Raw genomic sequence first — 21,808 nt, 5'->3', positions numbered from 1 at the left:
TTTACTTAAACCATCCACTACGCCGGAACCATCTGAACATGCTAACACCCACCACCAGCATAAACAGCAGAACACCAAAATACCCATACTTCCATTCGAGTTCAGGCATTACCACAAAGTTCATCCCATAAATTCCGGCGATCAGCGTCAGCGGCATGAATACGGTGGTGATTACTGTTAATGTTTTCATGATCGAATTCATCCGGTTGGAGTTAAGAGAAATGTAGCTATCACGTAAATCCGCAGTCATTTCTCGATCTGCTTCAATCATATCCGACAGTTTTAACAAATGGTCATAGATATCGCCAAAATAAATCCGTTCCTCACCGTTGCTCTGGACATGCTGCGAATTCACGATCCGGTACATCAAATCGCGCATCGGCACAATCGTCCGCCGCATCTTGAGCAGCCTTCCGCGCACATTAAACACTTGGCTCATCAAATCCTCCACCGACTCACTGCCGCCATTGCTCTCCAGATCCGCAAGCTCGTCCTCTAAACTATAGAGGCATGGAAAATACTTATCTACCAGCTTGTCCATTACAGTATATGCAGCCGCCATCGGACCACCCGACCAGCCTTTACGACTATGTATTTCACGCTTCACCTGCTCCCAAGCTTCATTCATCTCTGTTTTTTCCTGATGATGATAGGACACGAGGTAATTCGCACTCAAAAAAAGGTCAATCTCTTCAGCATCCAGCGTCTCTTCATTCAGCGCATGCAGCACAAAAAACTGTACTTCCTCATAATGATCCAGCTTCGGCCGCTGTAGCACATGCATACAGTCCTCAATCGCCAAAGGGTGAAAATGAAAATAGTGATCCAGCAGCAATGTCTCCTCTGCCGTAGGTGTAGCAAAATCTGCCCATATCCATGCATAATCCTCCCGCCGGATATCCTGCAGAGGTATGTCTGTCAGCACCTCACCTGTATGCGTCACCGCAAGTGTACGTATCATAAATGTTCCTCCGCTTCATCTTCTTCCACGCATCTATTGTACCGCAAGAAGTGGAGTCTTCCAAAAATAACAAAAAAGAATCTCAGCCGTGAAGTCGTAGCTCTGAGGCTCCATTATTCAATAGCGTCCCATTCCGGAAAGGATGGAATACTCTTTAGTAAGTTTCGTTCATCCTCTTCTCCCTCTGATTATTCAGCTCATTGTGTATATAACGATGCTCCTCAGATGGCGGGGAAAGAATGGATAGAGTAAATAGGGTTGGGTTGGGTTGGGTTGGGTTGGGTTGTCACCGAACTTAATCAAATCGTATTAAGTGATTTGTTTAATGATCAGTTAGTTTAAATTCTAACCCGCCGCTTAGATTCGACAGATGCACAAATAGCTACGCCCAGACATAAGCTCATACGCACCTTATCCAAGCTTTAGCCACTCTCGGTTGTACGAGCTAGACTCTGCAAATTTAGGGCACTTATACCCTTCTTTATGCTTCTTCGACGTCATTCACCAATTCTGGGGTATTTATACCCCTCTTTATGCTTATACGACGCTATTTCGCCAATTCAGGGCATTTATAACCCTCTTTATGCTTTTTCGACGCTATTTCACCAATTCTGGGGTATTTATGCCCCTCTTTATGCTTTTTCGACGTAACTTAGCTAATTCTACGGGATTTATACCGCTCTTTGCCCTCCAATCGCCGAATCCCATCATTTCTACGGGATTTATACCGCTCTTTCTCCTCCAATTGCCAAATCCCGTCATTTCCACGGGATTTATACCGCTCTTCCCCCTCCAATCGCCCAATTCCATCATTTCTACGGGATTTATACCGCTCTTTCCCCTCTAATCGCCCAATTCCGTCATTTTTATGGGATTAATACCGCTCTTTCCCCTCCAATCGCCCAATTGCGTCATTTTTACGGGACTTATACCGCTCTTTCCCCTCCAATCGCCAAATCCCGTCAATTCTACGGGATTTATACCGCTCTCGCCCCTCACCACCCAAACAACAAAAAAAGATGTCCGCAGCCAAAGGCTAACTGACATCTTTTTATTAAAGGGATTTAAAAAATGATTTTGAAAATCAGACCGGCTAATACCGCACTGATTGGAATCGTAATAAACCAAGTAACTACAATACGTCCAGCTACTCCCCATTTCACGGCAGAGAAGCGTTTCGCAGAGCCAACACCCAGGATCGCTGAAGTGATAGCATGTGTGGAGCTGACTGGCAAATGAAGCAGTGTTGCCGAGAAAATAACGGAAGCCGCGGAAATATCAGCCGCGAAGCCGTTGATCGGCTCGATTTTGAAAATCTTCGTACCCATGGTCTTGATAATCTTCCAACCACCAATGGAGGTACCGAGTGCCATAGCCGTAGCCGCAGCAATCTTAACCCATAGAGGGATTACATCCATAGTCTCTTGGCGTCCTGATGTAACGAGGGCAAAGGTAATGATCCCCATCGCCTTCTGCGCATCATTCGTACCATGAGTAAACGACTGTAATGCCGCCGTCACAACCTGCATGGAACGGAAGCCCTTATTAACCGTATGTGGACTACGCTTTGCAAAAATCCATTTCAGGACTATCATGATGATATAACCGATAACAAATGCAATAATTGGCGAGAAGATCAACCCCTCGACAATTTCCACAAATCCGCCCCAGTTAATATGCGACGAACCTGCACCCACATATACTGCACCAGCCAAAGCGCCGATCAGTGCATGAGAGGAGGAGGACGGAATTCCGAGCCACCAGGTGATCAAATTCCAAATAATCGCAGCAATCAGCGTGGCTATTATGATATCCAGACCATTTTCCAGCAACGTGGGGTCTGTGATACTTCCGCCAATTTTCTTAGCTACACCTGTAAACATCAAAGCTCCGACAAAGTTCATCAGTGCCGCCATAATAATAGCTGTTCGAGGTTTTAACGCACGTGTAGAGACAGAGGTAGCAATCGCGTTGGCCGTATCATGGAAACCATTAATAAAGTCAAACGCAAGCGCGAGAAATATAACAATTCCAAGAATCCATATCGATGTTTCCATATTCTAGTACCCCTTATGAGTTGCGCATGATGATCGATTCCAACATGTTGGCTACATCTTCACATTTATCTGTAGTGGTCTCGAGTCGCTCATATAATTCCTTGCGCTTAATCAGCTCAATCGGGTCCTTAACGGTTTCAAATAGAGCTTTGGTACAAATACGAAGGACTTCGTCCCCTTGATTCTCAAGGTCATTCAAACGGATCGTATATTCACGAATGGCCAGCAGCTTCTTCTGGGAAAGCAAATGAACCGCTTTTTGGATTTCATAAGCACACTGACGAAGGATTTCGGCAAATTGTACAATGTATTCATCCGGGTCAAGAAGGTTGTACATATAGAAACGTGAGGCAGATGCCTCCAAGCCATCAATGACATCATCCATGCTTGTAATCAAGTCCATAATGTCGTCACGCTCAAGTGGCGTAATGAACGTCTTGTTCAATTCCTTAATTACGGTGTGCGTGTAAGTATCACATTGGGATTCGTACTTCTTCATCTCTGCAGCGAAACTATCGACATTATTCTGGAGATCAGTGATATTCTGAGCAAAATAATCTGCAGCTTGGACAATGGTATCCGCCATATTTTCCAGCGTCTCAAAGAATATGTCCTTTTTTCTCAACTTCATTGTTTTAAACCCCTTTACATAATATTACCGTGAGTACAGAGTCACCCATATGTAAAAAGCATGAAAATGAATGACAACCCTTGTTATCTTAACATATCCGTAGAAGGTATAGAAGCTATAGAAATGAACTTTTTTACACTCTATTAACACTTACCCATAATTCCGAACACAAATCTGTATAACACTGGATATTCCGACTTTCTTAGGTTGCACTATCTGCTCCGCCATATACCACATGACTGCTAAATGAAGGTGCATTAGGGACGACCAAAATATGGGTGATTCCTGGATACAATAGCTCTTCTTTACCATCCTTCACAAACCGAATCACATCACCTGGCTCACGCGACCATCTGCCCTTTGTGACCTGTCCCCGCTGAAAGAGCAGCGCTTCTCCACCAAGCTCCACGTCAACCTGAAGTCTTCCAACATCATCAAGTACTTTATGATCGGAACCCATCACCATCACATTTGCAGCTTCTACTGGCTTATTGTTATTCAGATCCAAATGTGGCTTACCATTCACGTAACGCTGATAGGTCTGGAGCTGAGTATCGTATTTATAGTCAATTTTATAGCTTTTAAGTAAGAAGTTTACGCTAAACTCAGCGGCCTGTTCTCCGCCTGTTGGTATGTAATCTGGATTGTTAAAAAGATACCCTGGCACTTTCACACTTTTCTCATAACCCAGCTTCTCGGCACCTTCCCGCAGCTTCGCTGCATTACTGTAGAGATTATGAGGGGCTTTACGTGCTTTGTCCCGCCAGAAATAAGCTCCGGCACGACCGATCTCGTCCATATCTGCTTTTTTCTCTTTTTGCAAAATAGCATAAGCCGCGGGGCTCCCCCCGGCATGCACCGTCACACCACCGTAGCTCTCGCCAATATCGAGCAGATAAGGGCGAATACTGCGAATCGGTCCGATTTTGACCACTCCGGTATGACTTTGAAAAATACCAATCAACCGCGTAATGCCACCTTCAGCAAGAACCTCATATAAAATATCCGCTTCACTTACCCCCGATTGTGGCCGGGCCGCTGGAGCATTATTAATCATAACAGCTAAGGGACGTGGGAGACTGTTTTCAGAAACGGGAAGACCTGTTAATCCGGAAACGAGTTCAGCAGATGGATCTGCAGTAGGCGAAGGTTGGATAGTTTCAATTGGCGCGGGATCTGCTGTAGGTTGCTGTGTCGGGGCAATTACATTATTTGCACTCTCTGTTCCGCAAGCGGAGAGCAATAGGGTACTTAGTACAAGGGCAGATAATAGACGGGAAGAAGAGCAGTTTACTTTCATAAGCTTGTAGTTCCTCCTAAACGTTTTATGTATCTTAACTGGTTTCTTCCATTTAATCACAGCCAGTCCCATTTGTCTTGATCCGCTTGCATCAAGTGTAATCGACTTCAGCGTCCTTATTAGGACGATATACGTTTAAGCGAGAAATATAAGGATAATGCATAGCGTGAAACTTTTACTTTCTTATATTTTAAAAAAGGGCACAGCCGATCTCCGGCTGTACCCTGCGTGTATCTATCCATTTAGTCTAGCTTCCAGCAATTGAGGCTTAATGTCCCATATTGATACGCTTGAAATATTCGCTCTGCCTTCCTGCTGCCATCCGCTGTTCCCATCGCATAAAAGAGAGGTGCGAAATGCTCTCTTCCGTAAGACGGAACCGCATCACGAACATGCGGAGCTTTTTTCTCATAAGCAAACAGTGAAGGTAAATCCCAAGATTCTAACCCCTTGGCAATCCACGCATCGAATTCAAGCGCCCACTCTTCAGGCTGATCACTTTCATTAAGCATCCGCAAATTGTGAACAAGTCCACCGCTTCCTATCAGCAGTATGCCTTCGTCACGCAGAGGGGCTAACATCCGCCCGATATTGTACTGTTCCTTGGGAGAACGTAGTGAATCGACGGATAAAGCGACTACCGGAATATCGGCTTTCGGAAACATTTTTTTCAGTATTACCCAGACTCCGTGATCGAGTCCTCGCCCCAGAACGGGCTGATGTGAAAGATTGTTACCCTTAAAGAGCTCGGAAATCCGCTTGGTTAGAGCTGGATCGCCTGGGGCTGGATAGGTCAGCGTATACATTTCTTCAGGGAATCCGTAGAAGTCGTGTTGTGTTTTGTGCTTCTCATCCATGGTGAGTAGCTGTTCTGGGCTATCCCAGTGCGCTGAGAATACTACTATACCCCGTGGTGCTTCTAGTTCTTGACCAAGCCGCTCCAGAAAACGGGTATACTCGTTATCCTCCAGTGCGAGGAGCGGAGAACCGTGCGCGATAAAAAATGACGGTAATTTCATAGGATGCCAACCTCCATAACCCAGTATATGGTGTGCATCTTTATTTTACCGCTAATTTCAAGTTATTGCGAGTAAAGTCCATCACCTATATCATCCAATTTTGCCACTCTGTCTGCACATGCTCCTGTTCGTTCATCCACTCTCTTGTCCGCTTTAGCAGCTGCTGCTGTGCTGGCCCAGAAGAAAAGGTATGATCACCTTGAAAAATGATCTCTTTATCGCATCGTCCCTCAGGACGCGTCCAGAATAATTTCTGGTAAAGGAATGCATAATCCACGGGGATGACATCGTCAGACGTACCATGAATGACGAGCACATCACCGCTGAATTTACTAGCCTCTTGGAAAGGCTGGAAGGCCGCCAAAGAATTGAAATATACCGGTGTGAACGAGTAGCCCACGTAATCCGCCGATCCATTCTTCACCGATCGATCATACGCCTCCCGCCCTACGATCTTCACAATATCATTGAAGGGGTAACCCACGGAGGCCCACAGCACGAGATTCTTCACGCGGCGATCACGAATACTTGTCAGAAGCGCAACCGCCCCACCCAGACTATGGCCAATAAGCGTCACACGCTGTGGATCCACATCGGCAGAGCTAATTCCGTAATCAAGAACCGCTCTAGTCTGAGCGATCATCGACTCCATATCCTCACCGCCGTAATTACCGCTGCTCTCGCCGCAGCCCGCATAATCAAATCGAATGACCATATATCCGTCTTGCGCCAGCTCACGAGCTGCTTTGACAAATATCCGATCGACTCCAATCCGGTTACCCACAAATCCATGGCAGATTACAGCTAATGGCAATCTGTCCTTGCAACGTGTGGAAGTTCCCTTCTCTTTACTCGGATAATGGATGCTCGCTGTCAATTCTTCGCCGTTATGCCGAATTACAATATTCCGTTCCATTGCCGTAACCTCCTATATTTAATCATTATTTTAATTTATTAGAATTCCGATTAACTTAGTGTGAATTATATTCTTATTATAAAGATATCGTTCATATTGTCAACAGAAACGGGACAGATCTTAGTAATTTGCAAGAACAAATTCGGAGTATAAACCGGAACGTCAAACAGCCAGTCTCTAATATAATGGAGACTGGCTGTTTTTCAATCGCATGATGAGCTTCCAGGGCCGTCAATCAATCATAGCTGTCGTTAAACATCTCATGGGTTTCTTGACTGCCTTCCCAATCCTTAAGCGCGCCCTCTGTTGCTGGTTCTTCTGTGGAATTCCACATGCTGAATCCATCAGAGCCGCCCCAATCCCCCATTGAATGATTGGGCGTAGGCTCGAAACCGTTGCCCATGACACTGTCCTGTTCTTTCTTGTTCTCATGTTCCATAAAGCTCCCAACCTTTCCCAAAGCTATATTGATCAAGCAACAACATTATCAGTGTTCACTCTTATAAAAGGATTATGCATAGGAAAATAGAAATGCTTGTCCTTGCGCTGACCTGTCAGGCAAACGTATACTCTAGGTTAAAGACTATACCGATTAACACTACTGGAGGTTTACATCCCTATTATGAAAGTGAAAGATATGATTAAGGAAAATAACGCCCTGCGCGAGCAGATGACGCCTTTCAATCGATCCTATTTTGAAGATATGATCCTGACGATGCGGGCCAGTAGGGTAGAGGCTCTCCACGCTGAAGAACTTTTACTGGGTGCAGCCAAGCTGCTTCTGAAAGAACAAAAAAAAGGTAAAAACGCTAAACAGGTGTTTGGCGAGAATCCGGATGATTATTTTAAAGAGATCATAGACAGCGTTCCCACACGCTCAGCACGCAGCAAATGGAACTATTACTTGATGATTCCCTGCGCGGCTCTAACCTGTTTGTTCGGGATCTTTGCTATAGGTGGACTCTTCTTGCAATGGACTAACGGATCACCTGGGATGTTCGGAGAGATTAGCCTCTTCACCCTCTTCGCTGTTGGGGCAGGTTCCATTATCTTGATCGAACTTATTATGAAATGGTTAACCTCCTTGTCTGAGGGGGATGCACCTAAAGCCAAGCCCTTTGATATCAAGGGCCTTGGCGTCTATATCGGAATCGCCGTAGTTGCCGTATTCATTGGCTTGTACTTCGACCGATTGTTTCCGGTCATTACTTTATCCCCGTGGGTAAGCTTAATTGTTTCCCTGATTGGGGCAATTGGACTAAAGTTTATATTTTTTAGAAAATAAAAGTCATGCTCCACCCATATTTCATCCGATAGACAGGGGGAACTTTCATGAATAAGAAGCAATATATTCTCTATTCTGTTCTAGCAGTAACATTGGGACTAGGCGCGGTACCTATAGGAACGATTCAAGCTGAAGGCGCTGCCAGCCCTCCTGTGGGAGGCACTAAGGCAAATGCTTTGACAGCAAACAATAATCATGCGGAGGCTATCTATAAAGCAGCATTGCCGCTGTTGTCTTCCTCTAACAAGTTACCCGAAGCTATTAAATATTTGAACGCCAATATGTATGCGGTAGGTTCGTATCGTGCCACGATAATGACACTGAAGCTTGAGAATTTGCACAAGGCGGCGCTTCCGGCGTGGGAGAGCAAATTCAGTACCAGCAATGTCCAGCGGAAGCTCACTACTATCTATAAGGCTGGCGCTAGTATGAAGACCCTTGCTGATGCCACAGAAGATCTCACTCTGCGCACACTGCTGAAGAGTGCCAGCGAAAATGGATATAAACTGGAGACCGCGGAAGGCACTTTTTTCCCGGTGATCGATTATGAGGCTTACCGCAAATATAAGCTTTATGTCACTGATGATATCAGCGCGTATCTATCCATTATGGCTACGGAGTCTGATCTGCCCTCCTCCAAGGATAACGGGCTGGTCATTGGTTGGACCGATGTAGCTGCACGAGCACTGTCTCAAGAGCAATTTATTCAAAATCATCCGAAATCGAACCGAATTTCAGCCGTGAAATCCTTATATTCTATCTATGTTAACAATACGTTTTACGGCCAGAATAACACGCCCCTTTTCCATTATGACAATCTTGAAATGGACTTGGAGGCGCAGAAAGCCTACTCTAGCATTCTCACCAAGAATAAAGACAACAGCCCATTCCTGCAGAAACTAGATGGCTTCATGAAATTGATGAAGGACAAAGATTATAAACTAACAGATGAAGTCGAACAATACCGTAAGACTGAATTACCTCTCTAGTATGATATACAAAAGGCCCGTCCCCATTCATTCTGGGACGGGCCTTTCTATGTTCATTAACGAAATGATTAAAGTGATGAAAGAAATTAAATAAGGATGTTAAAGAGATTGGAATCCTTATTGATTTCTACATAATCTACACCCTTCTGCTGCATCCGTTCGATAAGTGGTTCATAAGCTTCAATGGACAATAGCTCTATGCCTACAAGCGCGGGACCATTCTCTTTATCATGCTTCTTGATGTACTCGAAACGGGTAATGTCATCCTCTGGACCGAGAATTTCGTCCAAGAACTCACGCAGGGCACCTGCCCGTTGTGGGAAGTTCACCATGAAGTAGTGCTTTAAGCCTTCGTAAATCAGTGACCGCTCTTTGATCTCCTGCATACGGTCAATATCGTTGTTACCCCCACTAATGATACAGACGACCGTCTTCCCGCGGATTTGATCACGGTACTGATCAAGTGCTGCGATAGGTAAGGATCCCGCTGGCTCAACCACTATAGCATTCTCGTTATACAGCTCCAGAATGGTGGTACAAGCCTTGCCTTCAGGTACCATCACGATGTCATCCAGATGCCGGGAACAAATATCATAAGTCAGTCCGCCAACGCGCTTTACAGCCGCTCCGTCCACGAACTTGTTAATTTCTTTTAGCGTTACCACTTCTCCAAGCTTGATCGCTTCAGTCATTGAAGCAGCACCAAGCGGTTCCACACCAATCAACTTAGTAGATGGACTCACCGTCTTCACATAAGTGGCTATTCCTGCTGCCAAACCGCCCCCACCAATCGTTACGAACATAAAATCCGCAGGGTGATCCAGGTTCTCCATCACTTCCATCGCTATCGTTCCATTGCCTGCAATAATTCTCGGCTCATCAAACGGGTGGATCAACGTCATACCATGGTCTATACAAGCTTGCAGCGCTTCATCATAAGCATCATCGAAGGTATCGCCCTTCAGAATGACCTCAACAAACTCGCCACCGAACCGCCGTACTTGTTTGACCTTCTGATTAGGTGTTGTGCTTGGCATATAGACCTTGCCCTTAATTCCAAGTGCCTTACAGGAATAGGCTACACCTTGTGCGTGATTTCCTGCACTCGCGCAGACAATACCTTTGGCTCTATCTTCTGCGGATAGACTACGAATCATATTATAAGCTCCGCGGATTTTAAAAGAACGGACAATCTGCAAATCTTCGCGCTTCAAATATACATCGCAATCATACTTGGCCGATAGTACGGCGTCACGCTGTAGTGGAGTCCGGATGATGACCTCCCGCAGTACGTGATGAGCCCGTACGATATCTTCCATTCCTACGATTCGGTCTTCCTCTTCTCTCATAACCCTCTCGCCTCACTATCATCTATTCATTCTACTTCTTGTAAACATACTCTCCCAAAGACATTTTTTCAAGCATTGTCCGCTGTATGCAATACAATTATTGATGCAAATCTTATACTTTCTTATACATGCAAAAACGCCTTCATCGTCCCTAAAAGGACGGTAAGCGTTTATGCGAGAAATATAAGGTAATTTATAACGTGAAACAAATAAATTCTTATATTTTAAAAAAAGAGACTACAGGAATCTCCCATAGCCTCTTTAAGTTCATGTCCGTCCAAGATCTGAATTCTACTAATCCTGTTGCTTCAGCATCCACTTCAGCAGATCAGGTAGGCTTGTCCACAAACGCGAGTGTACAATAACATATTCGATAGCTTCATTAGCGTCGCCCATTCCCACAAAATCCGGAAGGTTATGCGGCAATCTTTTGATCCCTAACAAATAATCCGGCACATGCTTGTTCACATTCCGCGCTACGCGGTACAACATTTTCAGTTGGGAAGTAATCCCATTCTTCTTATATTCTAAGACCATCCGGTCGTAAGCTACTGTCGCCGCTGCATCATTGCCGAACTTTTCCAGCACCTTTTCTGTCTTCTTGAGCTTGTTGGTGTAGAGATACGCAGCCGTTAAAAGGTAACGCGCACCTGTGTTATCTTCAGGATTCAGCTCTAAAATGTGCTCAAGTACTTTTTGTGCTTCTTCTGCATTTCCGCTAAACCAACAAGAATCGGCGTAGCTTTTGCAAATTCGAATGTATGGACGAGTCTCGTGGAGGTCCCAGAAATGTCCTTTGTTCTCAGCGAAAAAGGCTTCTCCAAGCTCACGTTCACCTGCATCCATCCCTGCTTTTAGAAAAGCACGAGCATCTGCTTCATTCTCTGCTTCCTCAGCCAAAATGAGATACGCATCCGGACTGTCCGGATAAACCTCTAATGCGGCTTCAGCTAACTGTATCCGGCGGTTGGATGAATTGGTTTGCATAGCCTTTTGTAATAGTGCTTGCTCCTGATCCTTCGGACTGCCTGAGATATTCAGCAAAAGTAATTCTTCTTCCGCACCACCCATGCCGTATTCCTCAATGTAATTGAGCATCTCTTTGACTTTTCTAGAGATGGTAGGCGTAGTAACCTCATGTTTGGTAGCAAGATCCGCTTGTGTTAGGGAGAAGCCATATTCCTCAGACAAAATAAATTCGATCGCCGCGCAGAAAGAGCCCATTTTCTTCACAGCAGGCTTAGTCTTACGGGAATAACCATTCCACAGAACTAGAGCTTCCCAAATAAGCTCTCTATCATAGCTTTCTCTCATGCTCTCAATAAGGTGCAGCGCCAGTTGTTCATGTGCTGGATGCTCCCAATTCAGATCACGTGACACTTTTTTTCTGAGCGTAGCAAGAGTTAGCTTCACTTCAGGTTGTGCTACGGGCTCCTGTTTCTCAGCCACAGTCTCGCTAGCTGCCGCTTCTTCCTTGTTTACAAGTTGCATGATGGACTCTACTGCAGAAGTTTCTTTACCAAGGCAGCATTTCTTATATTTTTTCCCGCTTCCGCAAGGACACATATCATTTCTTCCAATCTTACTCAAAACGAATTCCTCCTTAAATCTGTGAGTAGCCATTCGCCATAAGCGTATCGCTAGTATGCACTATAAGTATCATCATTTCCAGGCACGAGGCATCCTTTATAAGGTTACTTCACAAAGTCTGAAGGACTCCGATTTAAAAGGGCCTTCCCATGATCGGAAAGACCCTTATCTGTATATATCCGCACATTTTCCCCCGTACGTGTAGTATTATAGCACTTCTTCTATCACTTGTCAGTCCTTTTTTAGGACTTTAAGCGCAAAAAATGCTAGATACAGTTCTTTATCCTTATACCAAAGCTTTCATAGCGATGTCGCTGCGGCTTTGTTTTCCGGAAAAAGAAATTCCTTCGGCTCTAGCGTAAGCTGCAACACGAGCTTCAGCAATCGTAGCACCTAGGCCTACCACGCCTAGCACCCGGCCACCATTCGTCACCCAGCTTCCGTCTTCACCACGCGCCGTACCAGCATGGAAGATCAGCCCTCCTTGGCTGTCTTCAAGACCTTCAATCGGTACACCCTTTGGATAAGGGCCTGGATATCCTCCCGAAGCGAGAACTACGCATACAGCCGCTTCGTCGCTCCATTCAATGTCGATATCTGCAAGTCTGCCCTCTGTGACCGCCAGAAAGATTTCTAGCAAGTCGCTCTTGAGTCTAGGCAACACGACCTGAGTCTCAGGATCACCGAAACGAGCATTAAACTCAATCGTCTTTGGTTTACCCTCAGGAGAAATCATCAGTCCCGCAAATAGTACACCGCTAAAGGGACGACCTTCGTCCACCATAGCTTTTGCCGTCGGCTTAATGATGGTCTCGATCGCTTCTTGGATAATAGCCTCATCAATATGTGGTAAAGGCGAATAGGTACCCATTCCGCCGGTATTAGGACCTTTATCCCCATCAAATACGGGCTTATGATCCTGGGCAGCAGCCATAGGACGTACCGTCTCTCCATCGACAAAAGCCAGAATCGACATTTCCTGTCCAGCTAGAAATTCCTCAATAACAACCTGAGCGCCTGCCTCACCGAATACCTTAGTGACCATAATATCAGCAAGCGCTTGCTCTGCTTCTTCCAACGAATAAGCAACCGTCACGCCTTTTCCTGCAGCCAGACCATCTGCCTTGATTACGATCGGAAGCGGCTGTTCCCGCAAATAAGTTAGCGCAGCTTCATAGTCGTCGAACTTCTCATAGGCTGCTGTCGGAATATTATATTTATGCAAAAGATCCTTCATAAAGGTTTTGCTGCCTTCGATCTCCGCCGCATTCTTGCGTGGGCCAAACACAGGAATATCCTGTGCTTCAAAAGCATCCACAATCCCAGCAGCGAGTGGATCATCTGGACCGATTACAACAAGACCTATTTCCTTCTCTTTCGCAAAAGCCGTCAGACGATCGAACTCAAATACTCCGATCGGCACACATTCGGCTAACTGCGCAATCCCGGCGTTGCCGGGTGCGCAATAGATTTTACCTGCCTTGGGGCTTTGGGATAGACTCCAAATCATCGCATGTTCCCGGCCGCCGCCGCCAACCACTAAAATATCCATCCGAATATGATCCTCCCAGTGCTCTAGTGTTTGAAATGACGAACGCCTGTGAAGACCATAGCAATACCATACTCATTAGCGACCTTAATTGACTCTTCGTCTTTAATGGAGCCGCCTGGCTGAATCACTGCAGTGATTCCTGCTTTTGCTGCCATTTCAAGCGTATCGCCCATTGGGAAGAACGCGTCGGAAGCGAGTACGGCTCCCTTAGATTTTTCACCAGCTTGTTCGATTGCAATTTTAGCTGCACCAACGCGATTCATCTGTCCTGCACCTACGCCAACGGTCATATCATCAGCAGCCAGCACAATCGCATTAGATTTCACATGCTTTACTACTTTCCATCCGAACAACAATTGTTTCAATTCTTCCTCGGTTGGTTTACGGTCCGTAACGACTTGTAGATCATCTGGGTTCACAGAGTGCACATCGCTCTCCTGTACAACCATTCCTCCATCAATAGAGGTAACTACAAAGCTGCTCTTACGCGCACTAGCCGTACTAAGGTTACCGATTTTGAGCAAACGGAGATTCTTTTTCTTCGTAAGGATTTCCAGTGCTTCTTCCGTAAAGCCTGGTGCCAACACGATTTCGAGGAAAATATCTTTCAGCAGGTTCGCTGTGTCTGCATCAATAATGCGGTTTGCTGCTACAATCCCACCAAAGATAGAAGTTGGATCCGCGTTGTAAGCTTTTTGATAAGCTTCGTATACACTTTCACCCACACCTACACCACAAGGGTTCATATGTTTAACCGCTACGACAGCAGGCTCTTCAAATTCTTTCACGATTTGTAGTGCTGCGTTAGCATCGTTGATATTGTTATAAGACAACTCTTTGCCGTGCAATTGTTCAGCCGCAGTGAGTGTATCCAGTGCCGCCAATGGCTTGCGATAGAACGCCGCTTTTTGATGCGGATTCTCGCCATAACGCAGATCCTGAATTTTCTCATAAGTCACGGTGTAGCGCTCTGGCAGAGGCTCGCCAGTAACGTTAGCCAAATAATCGGAAATCAAGGCATCGTAAGCCGCCGTATGACGGAACACTTTTGCCGCAAGACGTTTGCGTGTTTCTAGCGTTGTATCTCCACCTGCGCGAACCTCTTCAAGTACAGTAGCGTAGTCATTAGCATCCACCACTACACTCACAAAAGCATGGTTCTTCGCCGCAGAACGCAGCATCGTAGGTCCGCCGATATCGATATTCTCGATGGCTTCCTCGTAGGATACGTCAGGTTTTGCGATCGTTTCCGCGAACGGATACAGATTCACAACAACCAGATCGATGTAATCCAGACCAAGCTCCTTCATTTGACGCGTGTGTTCCTCGTTATCACGAACCGCAAGCAATCCACTGTGTACAGCAGGGTGCAAGGTTTTGACACGTCCGTCCATGATTTCTGGGAATCCTGTCACATCGGAAATTCCGATAACTGGAACACCTTCTTTAGCCAAAAGCGTGCTTGTTCCACCTGTAGAGATAATTTCTACGCCTAATGCAGACAACTCGCGGCAAAAATCCACGATACCTTGTTTATCCGATACGCTGACTAGCGCTCTTTTGATACTCACTTTGAATAGTCCTCCTTCAGGTTGTACGTGCCGATTTAATATGAAGAAAACCCACAACGCGACACATAACGCCGCTTATGCAATATTTCCCGAGAAATACCCTGAAACATCTCGGTCTGTCACCAAATGTCGATCCAAAACTTCGAATGGCTGCGGTGCAGCTTACTTTTCGCGGATAATCGTCTTTCTTCCACTCAGTTCCACTTTCCCGCTGGCAAAAGCGCCAACCACTTCGGGATACAGCTCATACTCAACCTTATGAATACGTTCTGCCAATGAATCGGCCGTGTCGTTATCTTGCACAACTACGCTGCGCTGAGCAATAACAGGCCCGGTATCCATACCTCCATCGACAAAATGCACAGTAACACCCGTCAGCTTCACGCCATAATCCAGCGCTTGTCCGATTGCATCTTTTCCTGCAAAAGCAGGCAGCAGCGATGGATGAATGTTAATAATTCGTCCATCATACGGCGTTAAAAGCACTGGCGTAATAAGACGCATGTATCCTGCCAGCACAATCAGCCCGATTTCACGCCGCTGAAGCTCTGCTACAATCTCTGCTTCGTAGAGTTCACGGCTGGCGAAGTCTTTTGGCCGCAGCAAGAGGGAGGGAATGCCCGCATCCTCCGCTCGCTTAGCTACAGGTGCCTCTGGCTTGTCGGATACAAGCAACTCAATATTGCCATCACCAAGCAAGCCTGCTCTCTGTGCATCGATCAGTGCAGCAAAATTACTGCCTTGCCCAGAAGCAAAAACAGCGATTCGACTCCATTGCATCACACTTCAGCTCCAGTAAAGGTTACTTTGCGTTCCCCTTCTGTCACTTTACCAATGATAAAAGCCTCTTCTCCGCTCGCTTTGAGCAGTTCAAGAGCATGTTCTCCATCAGCGCTACTTACTACCAGAACAAGTCCAATTCCCATATTAAAAGTAGTAAACATATCACGGTTGCTTACGTTTCCTTTGTTCTGCATCAATCCGAAGATCGGCAGAATCGGCCACGATCCGTAATTAATCTCCACATCTACACCGTCAGGCAATACGCGCGGGATATTCTCGATGAATCCGCCACCCGTAATATGTGCCATCCCTTTCACCGGAAGCTGCTCCAAGAGCGCCAGCAAAGGCTTCACATAAATCTTAGTTGGTGCAAGAAGTACATCCACAAGCGGAGCTCCAAGCTCCGGAAGCACATCATTCAGGCCATAGCCATCTTCCTCAAGCAAAAGCTTACGCACCAGTGAGAAGCCGTTGCTGTGCACGCCGCTAGAAGCTAAACCAATCACTGTGTCTCCAGCAGCGATGTTAGCGCCTGTTACCAGCTTCGCTTTGTCAGCAACGCCAACTGTGAATCCAGCGATATCATACTCACCCGCTGAATACATGCCCGGCATTTCAGCCGTTTCGCCGCCAATCAGCGCACAACCTGCTTGGTGACAGCCCTCTGCGATTCCTGCTACGATCGCTTCGATTTTCTCCGGTACGACTTTGTCGCAAGCCAGATAATCGAGGAAAAATAGCGGCTCCGCACCTTGCACTACAATGTCGTTCACGCACATAGCTACAGCGTCGATCCCAATCGTGTCATGGCGATCCGCAGCGAACGCGATCTTAAGCTTCGTGCCTACACCATCAGTTCCCGATACGAGCACTGGCTCTTCATATTTATCTTTATTGAGGCCAAACAGCGCTCCGAACCCACCAAGATCCGTCATTACTTCTGGACGGTAAGTACGTTTTACGTGCTTTTTCATGCGTTCTACCGCTTCGTTACCAGCCGCAATATCCACTCCGGCGTTTTTATAAGCTTCCGACACTTGGGACACCTCATCTTTTAATAGTTTAGAGCGCGTTTGGGCGCATTCGGGACCAGTGGTGGTTATTGGAGTTATTCCGAGGAATGTTTGGACTTCCGATCGCTGTTATGTTTGGATTTCCTGATTTAACCGCTCATCGCGGTAGAAATCCAAACATAAAGGCGAACGCTACGCTTCTACAGTTCCAAACTTCCTCTCCATAACTCCCTCTAACCACCAGGTTTCCCCTACTGCAAGCCGCAGTGCGCGCCTTGCGCACGGACCTCAAGACCTCGGTGCATGAGCTGCGCCATGCACCTCCTTAAGCGAAGCGCCGATCTTGGCAAGCCAGTCTCGGCGGTAGCATGCAGACGGAGGGCTAAAACCCTACGCTAGCAGCTGCAGCCGTCTTTCTCTTCCCCGCCAAAATCAACCTGCGTCGGGTAATCATTATCGAAGCAGGAAAGGCATAGCCCGCCTTTGTAATCATCTTTGTTGTGACCACCAATGGAAGTGATTAAGCCCTCCGGTGACAAGAATGCCAAGGAATCGGCATTAATCTCTTCGCACATTTCCGCAATGGACTTGTACGACGCGATGAGATCGCGGCGGTCTGGGGTATCAATGCCGTAGAAGCAAGGATTCTTGAAGGGCGGCGATGTAATCCGCACATGAACCTCTACGGCTCCCGCTTCGCGGAGCAAATTGACGATACGCCGTGAAGTTGTTCCACGCACGATGGAATCATCGATCATGACAACACGTTTGCCATCGACCACACTGCGCACGGCGCTTAGCTTCATTTTCACACCTTGCTCACGCAGCTCTTGGCTCGGCTGGATAAAGGTCCGGCCTGTATACTTATTCTTGATGAGCCCAAGCTCATAAGGAATGCCCGTCTGTTCCGCAAATCCAATCGCTGCCGAGATACTTGAATCCGGTACACCAGTTACGAGGTCAGCATCTACGAAAGCTTCTAATGCCATTCGGCTACCCATCCGCTTACGGGCGGTGTGCAGGTTAGCGCCATTCATATCACTGTCTGGGCGAGAGAAGTAAATATACTCCATCGCGCATAGCGCTTTACGTTTTGGCTCGGTAAAACGGTCCTCTAACAGGCCATTTTTATCAAGCACGAGCAGTTCGCCAGGTTCGATATCGCGAACCAGCTGCGCTCCGATGACTTCTAGAGCGCAAGATTCGGAAGCAAAAATATAGGCGTCGCCGATCCGTCCCATTACAAGCGGACGCAAACCATGGGAATCCGAAGCGACAATTAATTTGTCATTCGTCATAAGCAGAAAAGCAAATCCGCCAACCAGTTGTTTTAGCGCATCCTTAGCCGCTTCAACAAAATCCTTAGACGAACGCGCAATCAGATGCGCCAGCACTTCTGTATCACTTGTGGTTTGGAAGATTGATCCGCTTTGCTCAAGCTGTTTACGAATCAACGGTTCATTTACTATGTTACCGTTCGTAGCAATCGCCAAATCACCGTCACGATATTTGAATACGAGCGGCTGTGCATTGGTTAAGCGGCTGTCTCCGCTGGTGGAATAACGTACATGCCCGATGGACATGTCTCCAACCAGTGAGGCAATTTTGTCCTTGTCGAATACTTCTTTTACTAACCCCATCCCGCGGTGATAGTTGAAATCACGACCATCTGCTACGCAGATGCCCGCACTTTCTTCCCCACGGTGCTGTAAGGCGTGCAAGCCGTAATAAGACATGGACGCCGCTTCCGGGTGTCCGAAGACCCCGAAAACGCCGCATTCTTCTTTTAATGTGTCAAAAATATCTCCCGAGCCCGTTCCTTCATTGTAAAAGTCACCAGTCCACAGGATAGGAGTCTCCTGCTCTTTCCCGGTCTTTATTTCATAAGACATGGAATAGCATCCTCCCAAACGAATTTCAATTCTGCTACAGCTTCATCTAATACGGATGCACCGTCCAGATTTACGCGCAGTCTGTCTCCACCTACAGTTCCAATGATTTCCACTGGAACGCCGCTGGCAGCAATCGCTGCTTTCAGCTCTTCCGCACGCTCAGGCGCTGCCGTCAGCACGATACGTGATTGGCTCTCACTGAACAAAGCTACATCGGATCTAAGTCCATTAGCAGAAAGTTCAACGTTCGCACCAACACCGCCACTGATACAGCTTTCTGCAAGTGCTACAGCAAGGCCGCCTTCGGACAAGTCATGTGCCGAACGCACCAGGCCGCCGCGAATCGAGGTAAGCACTGCGCTCAGCAGTGTTTTCTCAGTAGCCAAATCCAAAGCTGGAGGACGGCCTTCGGTTACACCATGAACAGCATATTGAAATTCACTACCACCAAGCTCAGCTTTTGTTACGCCTAGCAGAAGAATGGAATCTCCTTCTTGTTTGAAGCCTTGAGTCGTAATATGATCCGTATCCGTTACTAAACCAACCATGCCGACAACCGGTGTTGGGTAGATGGATCCCGTCGTATTTTCGTTATAAAGACTGACATTCCCGCCGATAACCGGAGTATCCAGCACACGACAAGCTTCAGCCATACCATCAACCGCACGCTCCATTTGCCAGAACACATCAGGTTTCTCAGGGTTTCCGAAGTTTAGGTTATCGGTAATAGCAAGCGGTTCAGCACCCGAACAAACGATGTTACGAGCCGCTTCGCTGACTGCAATCCGTCCACCCACTTCAGGATCAAGATAAACATAACGCCCGTTACAGTCCGTGGTCATCGCAAGTCCTTTACGTGTACCATGAATGGTAACTACAGCCGCATCAGATCCAGGTCGAACAGCCGTACTAGTCCGAACCATGTAATCATATTGGTTGTATACCCAAGCTTTGCTTGCTACGGTTGGAGATCCAAGAACAGTACGAAGTGCGCCGCCTAGATCTGTAACTTCTGCGTAACGAAGCGTATCTACCGATTCATTTTCTACATAATAAGCAGGAACCTCAGATGGTTTGTTATAGACTGGACACTCATCAACAAGCGCTGTTACTGGCATGTCACCAACAACCTCACCGTGATGGTAGAGCTTCAAACGACCGTCATCCGTAACTTTACCTACCTTACAGCAGATTACACCCCAGCGATCAAAAATCTCTTGCGCCTGAGCTTCATCCTTCGGTTCTACTACGAACAACATCCGTTCTTGCGATTCCGAAAGCATCATTTCATAAGGGGTCATGCCGTCTTCACGTTGTGGCACCTGATCAAGATACAACTCCAAACCATTACCAGCTTTACTTGCCATCTCTGCACTAGAGCAGGTAAGTCCAGCCGCACCCATATCCTGAATCCCAATAACAATGCCGCTGTCGATTAACTCTAGACAAGATTCCATAACGAGCTTCTCCATAAATGGATCGCCTACTTGTACAGCTGTACGTTTAGCTTCTGACTCTTCACTTAGTTCAACGGATGCAAAAGTAGCCCCATGAATCCCATCACGTCCAGTAGGAGGACCTACGTAGAAGACTGGGTTCCCTACACCTTTAGCGACACCGCGCTGGATTTTATCATGATCAATCAGACCAACACACATTGCGTTAACAAGCGGGTTACCGTCATAGCTATCATCGAACATGATTTCGCCGCCCACGGTTGGAATCCCGATACAGTTACCATAACCAGCAATACCCGACACCACATGCTCGAACAAATATTTCACGCGATCGCTTTCCAGCTTGCCGAAACGCAAGGAATTCAGCAGTGCGATAGGTCTTGAGCCCATGGAAAAAATATCACGAATGATACCACCTACGCCTGTTGCCGCACCTTGAAAAGGTTCTACCGCAGAGGGGTGGTTATGACTTTCGATTTTGAATACAACCGCTTGGTTGTCTCCGATATCTACAATCCCTGCGCCCTCGCCAGGTCCCATCAGGACACGTGGTCCAGTAACTGGGAAACGTTTCAACAATGGCTTAGAGTTCTTGTATGCACAGTGTTCGGACCACATTACGCTGAATACGCCGATTTCAGTATAATTCGGCAAACGTCCCATAAAAGACTTGATGAGCTCATATTCGCTGTCCGACACACCGAATTGGCTGTAAATTTTCTGCTCTGCGATCTGTTCTGCGGTCGGTTCCTTAACGGATACTTGCTGCGTCATGACGATCCCTCCAAGTCTTCAGTATAGATGTGAACATTCGTTTGCCATCTTCAGATCCGAGCAAGCTGTTAGCTGCACGCTCAGGGTGAGGCATCATGCCGACTACATTCCCCTGCACATTACTAACACCTGCAATATCAGCTACAGAGCCGTTAGGATTATCGCTATATGTGAACACAATCTGATTGTTAGCTTTCAGTTCTGCTAAAGTCTCTTCATCACAGTAGTAGTTTCCTTCGCCGTGAGCGATTGGGATGATGATTTCTTCATCCTTAGCATAATCAATAGTAAATGGGGTTTCGTTATTAACAACCTTAAGCACTGTATCATGACAACGGAACTTCATGGACATGTTACGACGCAGCGCGCCTGGCAACAAACCAGCCTCAGTAAGAATTTGGAACCCATTGCAAATGCCTAGCACGAATTTCCCTTGCTCTGCTGCTTTAGCAACTTCAGCCATTACAGGAGCAAATCTTGAAATCGCGCCGCAGCGCAGGTAATCACCATATGAGAATCCGCCTGGAACCAAGATGCAATCATACGCCGACAAATCTGTCGCTGTATGCCACACATAATCGACTGGTTCGCCGAGACTGTCCTCTACCGCCTTGTAGCAATCAATATCACAGTTAGAGCCTGGGAAGACAAGTACAGCAAATTTCATGT

19 protein-coding genes are annotated in these 21,808 nt (G+C 46.7%); 2 read left to right on the top strand and 17 right to left on the bottom strand.

The features are described 5' to 3' along the window. Position 1 precedes the first annotated feature (1 nt). The 8 genes from corA to NST34_RS03350 all read right to left on the bottom strand — a co-directional run bounded on the left by corA (position 2) and on the right by NST34_RS03350 (position 7,323). Positions 2 to 961 (bottom strand): magnesium/cobalt transporter CorA, encoded by a 960-nt coding sequence (corA, locus tag NST34_RS03385; RefSeq protein ID WP_042184779.1) that lies wholly within the window; start codon positions 959 to 961, stop codon positions 2 to 4. A gap of 597 nt (positions 962 to 1,558) precedes the next feature. Continuing rightward, complete coding sequence (locus NST34_RS03380) at positions 1,559 to 1,774, bottom strand: hypothetical protein (RefSeq protein ID WP_341127127.1); 216 nt, start codon at positions 1,772 to 1,774, stop codon at positions 1,559 to 1,561. A gap of 251 nt (positions 1,775 to 2,025) precedes the next feature. After that, positions 2,026 to 3,018 (bottom strand): inorganic phosphate transporter, encoded by a 993-nt coding sequence (locus NST34_RS03375; protein WP_341127126.1) that lies wholly within the window; start codon positions 3,016 to 3,018, stop codon positions 2,026 to 2,028. Positions 3,019 to 3,031: 13 nt separating this feature from the next. Next, positions 3,032 to 3,649, bottom strand: coding sequence for a DUF47 domain-containing protein (locus tag NST34_RS03370; RefSeq protein ID WP_042184774.1), 618 nt, complete (start codon positions 3,647 to 3,649; stop codon positions 3,032 to 3,034). Between the two features lie 202 nt (positions 3,650 to 3,851). After that, positions 3,852 to 4,949, bottom strand: a complete 1,098-nt coding sequence (locus NST34_RS03365; RefSeq protein WP_341127125.1) for a DUF3048 domain-containing protein — start codon at positions 4,947 to 4,949, stop codon at positions 3,852 to 3,854. A 242-nt stretch (positions 4,950 to 5,191) separates the two neighbouring features. Beyond that, entirely contained in the window at positions 5,192 to 5,968 is a 777-nt protein-coding gene (locus NST34_RS03360; RefSeq protein ID WP_341127124.1) for a DODA-type extradiol aromatic ring-opening family dioxygenase, read from the bottom strand. A gap of 85 nt (positions 5,969 to 6,053) precedes the next feature. Then, on the bottom strand, positions 6,054 to 6,884 hold the full coding sequence (locus NST34_RS03355; RefSeq protein WP_042124053.1) for an alpha/beta hydrolase family protein: 831 nt from the start codon (positions 6,882 to 6,884) through the stop codon (positions 6,054 to 6,056). A gap of 235 nt (positions 6,885 to 7,119) precedes the next feature. Then, positions 7,120 to 7,323, bottom strand: a complete 204-nt coding sequence (locus NST34_RS03350; protein WP_042184766.1) for a hypothetical protein — start codon at positions 7,321 to 7,323, stop codon at positions 7,120 to 7,122. Between the two features lie 183 nt (positions 7,324 to 7,506). On the opposite strand from NST34_RS03350, the gene NST34_RS03345 reads away from it, so the two are divergent. Both NST34_RS03345 and NST34_RS03340 read left to right on the top strand, forming a co-directional pair. Next, a complete protein-coding gene (locus tag NST34_RS03345; protein WP_341127123.1) occupies positions 7,507 to 8,169 on the top strand; it encodes a DUF1129 family protein in 663 nt (220 codons plus the stop codon). Positions 8,170 to 8,216: 47 nt separating this feature from the next. Next, positions 8,217 to 9,158 carry a hypothetical protein gene (locus NST34_RS03340; RefSeq protein WP_341127122.1) on the top strand — a complete coding sequence of 314 codons (942 nt, stop codon included), beginning with the start codon at positions 8,217 to 8,219 and terminating at the stop codon, positions 9,156 to 9,158. Positions 9,159 to 9,244: 86 nt separating this feature from the next. Here NST34_RS03340 and ilvA read toward each other — a convergent pair whose 3' ends face one another. The 9 genes from ilvA to purQ form a co-directional block, all read right to left on the bottom strand. After that, positions 9,245 to 10,507: a threonine ammonia-lyase IlvA gene (gene ilvA / locus NST34_RS03335; protein WP_042184762.1), complete on the bottom strand. Its 1,263-nt coding sequence runs from the start codon at positions 10,505 to 10,507 to the stop codon at positions 9,245 to 9,247. A 294-nt stretch (positions 10,508 to 10,801) separates the two neighbouring features. Then, positions 10,802 to 12,097, bottom strand: a complete 1,296-nt coding sequence (locus NST34_RS03330; protein ID WP_076286939.1) for an SEC-C metal-binding domain-containing protein — start codon at positions 12,095 to 12,097, stop codon at positions 10,802 to 10,804. A 286-nt stretch (positions 12,098 to 12,383) separates the two neighbouring features. After that, on the bottom strand, positions 12,384 to 13,649 hold the full coding sequence (gene purD, locus NST34_RS03325) for a phosphoribosylamine--glycine ligase (protein WP_341127121.1): 1,266 nt from the start codon (positions 13,647 to 13,649) through the stop codon (positions 12,384 to 12,386). A gap of 23 nt (positions 13,650 to 13,672) precedes the next feature. Continuing rightward, the gene (gene purH / locus NST34_RS03320) at positions 13,673 to 15,220 is read right to left on the bottom strand and encodes a bifunctional phosphoribosylaminoimidazolecarboxamide formyltransferase/IMP cyclohydrolase (RefSeq protein ID WP_076121669.1); all 1,548 of its coding nucleotides are present in this window, start codon (positions 15,218 to 15,220) and stop codon (positions 13,673 to 13,675) included. A gap of 162 nt (positions 15,221 to 15,382) precedes the next feature. Continuing rightward, positions 15,383 to 16,000, bottom strand: a complete 618-nt coding sequence (purN, locus tag NST34_RS03315) for a phosphoribosylglycinamide formyltransferase (RefSeq protein ID WP_341127120.1) — start codon at positions 15,998 to 16,000, stop codon at positions 15,383 to 15,385. Continuing rightward, positions 16,000 to 17,040, bottom strand: a complete 1,041-nt coding sequence (gene purM, locus NST34_RS03310) for a phosphoribosylformylglycinamidine cyclo-ligase (protein WP_042184751.1) — start codon at positions 17,038 to 17,040, stop codon at positions 16,000 to 16,002. The genes purN and purM overlap by 1 nt, the downstream gene beginning before the upstream one ends. A gap of 371 nt (positions 17,041 to 17,411) precedes the next feature. Beyond that, entirely contained in the window at positions 17,412 to 18,908 is a 1,497-nt protein-coding gene (gene purF / locus NST34_RS03305) for an amidophosphoribosyltransferase (protein WP_341126289.1), read from the bottom strand. Further along, a complete protein-coding gene (purL, locus tag NST34_RS03300; RefSeq protein ID WP_341050385.1) occupies positions 18,893 to 21,139 on the bottom strand; it encodes a phosphoribosylformylglycinamidine synthase subunit PurL in 2,247 nt (748 codons plus the stop codon). The genes purF and purL overlap by 16 nt, the downstream gene beginning before the upstream one ends. Beyond that, complete coding sequence (gene purQ, locus NST34_RS03295) at positions 21,117 to 21,806, bottom strand: phosphoribosylformylglycinamidine synthase subunit PurQ (RefSeq protein WP_042124034.1); 690 nt, start codon at positions 21,804 to 21,806, stop codon at positions 21,117 to 21,119. Before purQ ends, purL begins: the two co-directional genes overlap by 23 nt. Positions 21,807 to 21,808 lie beyond the last annotated feature (2 nt).

Origin of the sequence: Paenibacillus sp. FSL H7-0714 (assembly GCF_038003765.1) — a bacterium.
Lineage (GTDB): Bacteria > Bacillota > Bacilli > Paenibacillales > Paenibacillaceae > Paenibacillus_AQ.
The sequence above is the reverse complement of the archived record's forward strand: the minus strand, read 5'-3'. Positions and strand labels throughout refer to the sequence as shown.

Bases quoted from the DNA above. Each gene is read 5' to 3' on its own strand.
- NST34_RS03360 (WP_341127124.1), bottom strand. From the start codon at position 5,968: ATGAAATTACCGTCATTTTTTATCGCGCACGGTTCTCCGCTCCTCGCA.
- purF (WP_341126289.1), bottom strand. From the start codon at position 18,908: ATGTCTTATGAAATAAAGACCGGGAAAGAGCAGGAGACTCCTATCCTG.
- NST34_RS03365 (WP_341127125.1), bottom strand. From the start codon at position 4,949: ATGAAAGTAAACTGCTCTTCTTCCCGTCTATTATCTGCCCTTGTACTA.
- NST34_RS03350 (WP_042184766.1), bottom strand. From the start codon at position 7,323: ATGGAACATGAGAACAAGAAAGAACAGGACAGTGTCATGGGCAACGGT.
- purL (WP_341050385.1), bottom strand. From the start codon at position 21,139: ATGACGCAGCAAGTATCCGTTAAGGAACCGACCGCAGAACAGATCGCA.
- NST34_RS03370 (WP_042184774.1), bottom strand. From the start codon at position 3,649: ATGAAGTTGAGAAAAAAGGACATATTCTTTGAGACGCTGGAAAATATG.
- NST34_RS03380 (WP_341127127.1), bottom strand. From the start codon at position 1,774: ATGATGGAATTGGGCGATTGGAGGGGGAAGAGCGGTATAAATCCCGTG.
- NST34_RS03345 (WP_341127123.1), top strand. From the start codon at position 7,507: ATGAAAGTGAAAGATATGATTAAGGAAAATAACGCCCTGCGCGAGCAG.
- purQ (WP_042124034.1), bottom strand. From the start codon at position 21,806: ATGAAATTTGCTGTACTTGTCTTCCCAGGCTCTAACTGTGATATTGAT.
- purN (WP_341127120.1), bottom strand. From the start codon at position 16,000: ATGCAATGGAGTCGAATCGCTGTTTTTGCTTCTGGGCAAGGCAGTAAT.
- NST34_RS03375 (WP_341127126.1), bottom strand. From the start codon at position 3,018: ATGGAAACATCGATATGGATTCTTGGAATTGTTATATTTCTCGCGCTT.
- NST34_RS03340 (WP_341127122.1), top strand. From the start codon at position 8,217: ATGAATAAGAAGCAATATATTCTCTATTCTGTTCTAGCAGTAACATTG.
- ilvA (WP_042184762.1), bottom strand. From the start codon at position 10,507: ATGAGAGAAGAGGAAGACCGAATCGTAGGAATGGAAGATATCGTACGG.
- purD (WP_341127121.1), bottom strand. From the start codon at position 13,649: ATGGATATTTTAGTGGTTGGCGGCGGCGGCCGGGAACATGCGATGATT.
- NST34_RS03355 (WP_042124053.1), bottom strand. From the start codon at position 6,884: ATGGAACGGAATATTGTAATTCGGCATAACGGCGAAGAATTGACAGCG.
- corA (WP_042184779.1), bottom strand. From the start codon at position 961: ATGATACGTACACTTGCGGTGACGCATACAGGTGAGGTGCTGACAGAC.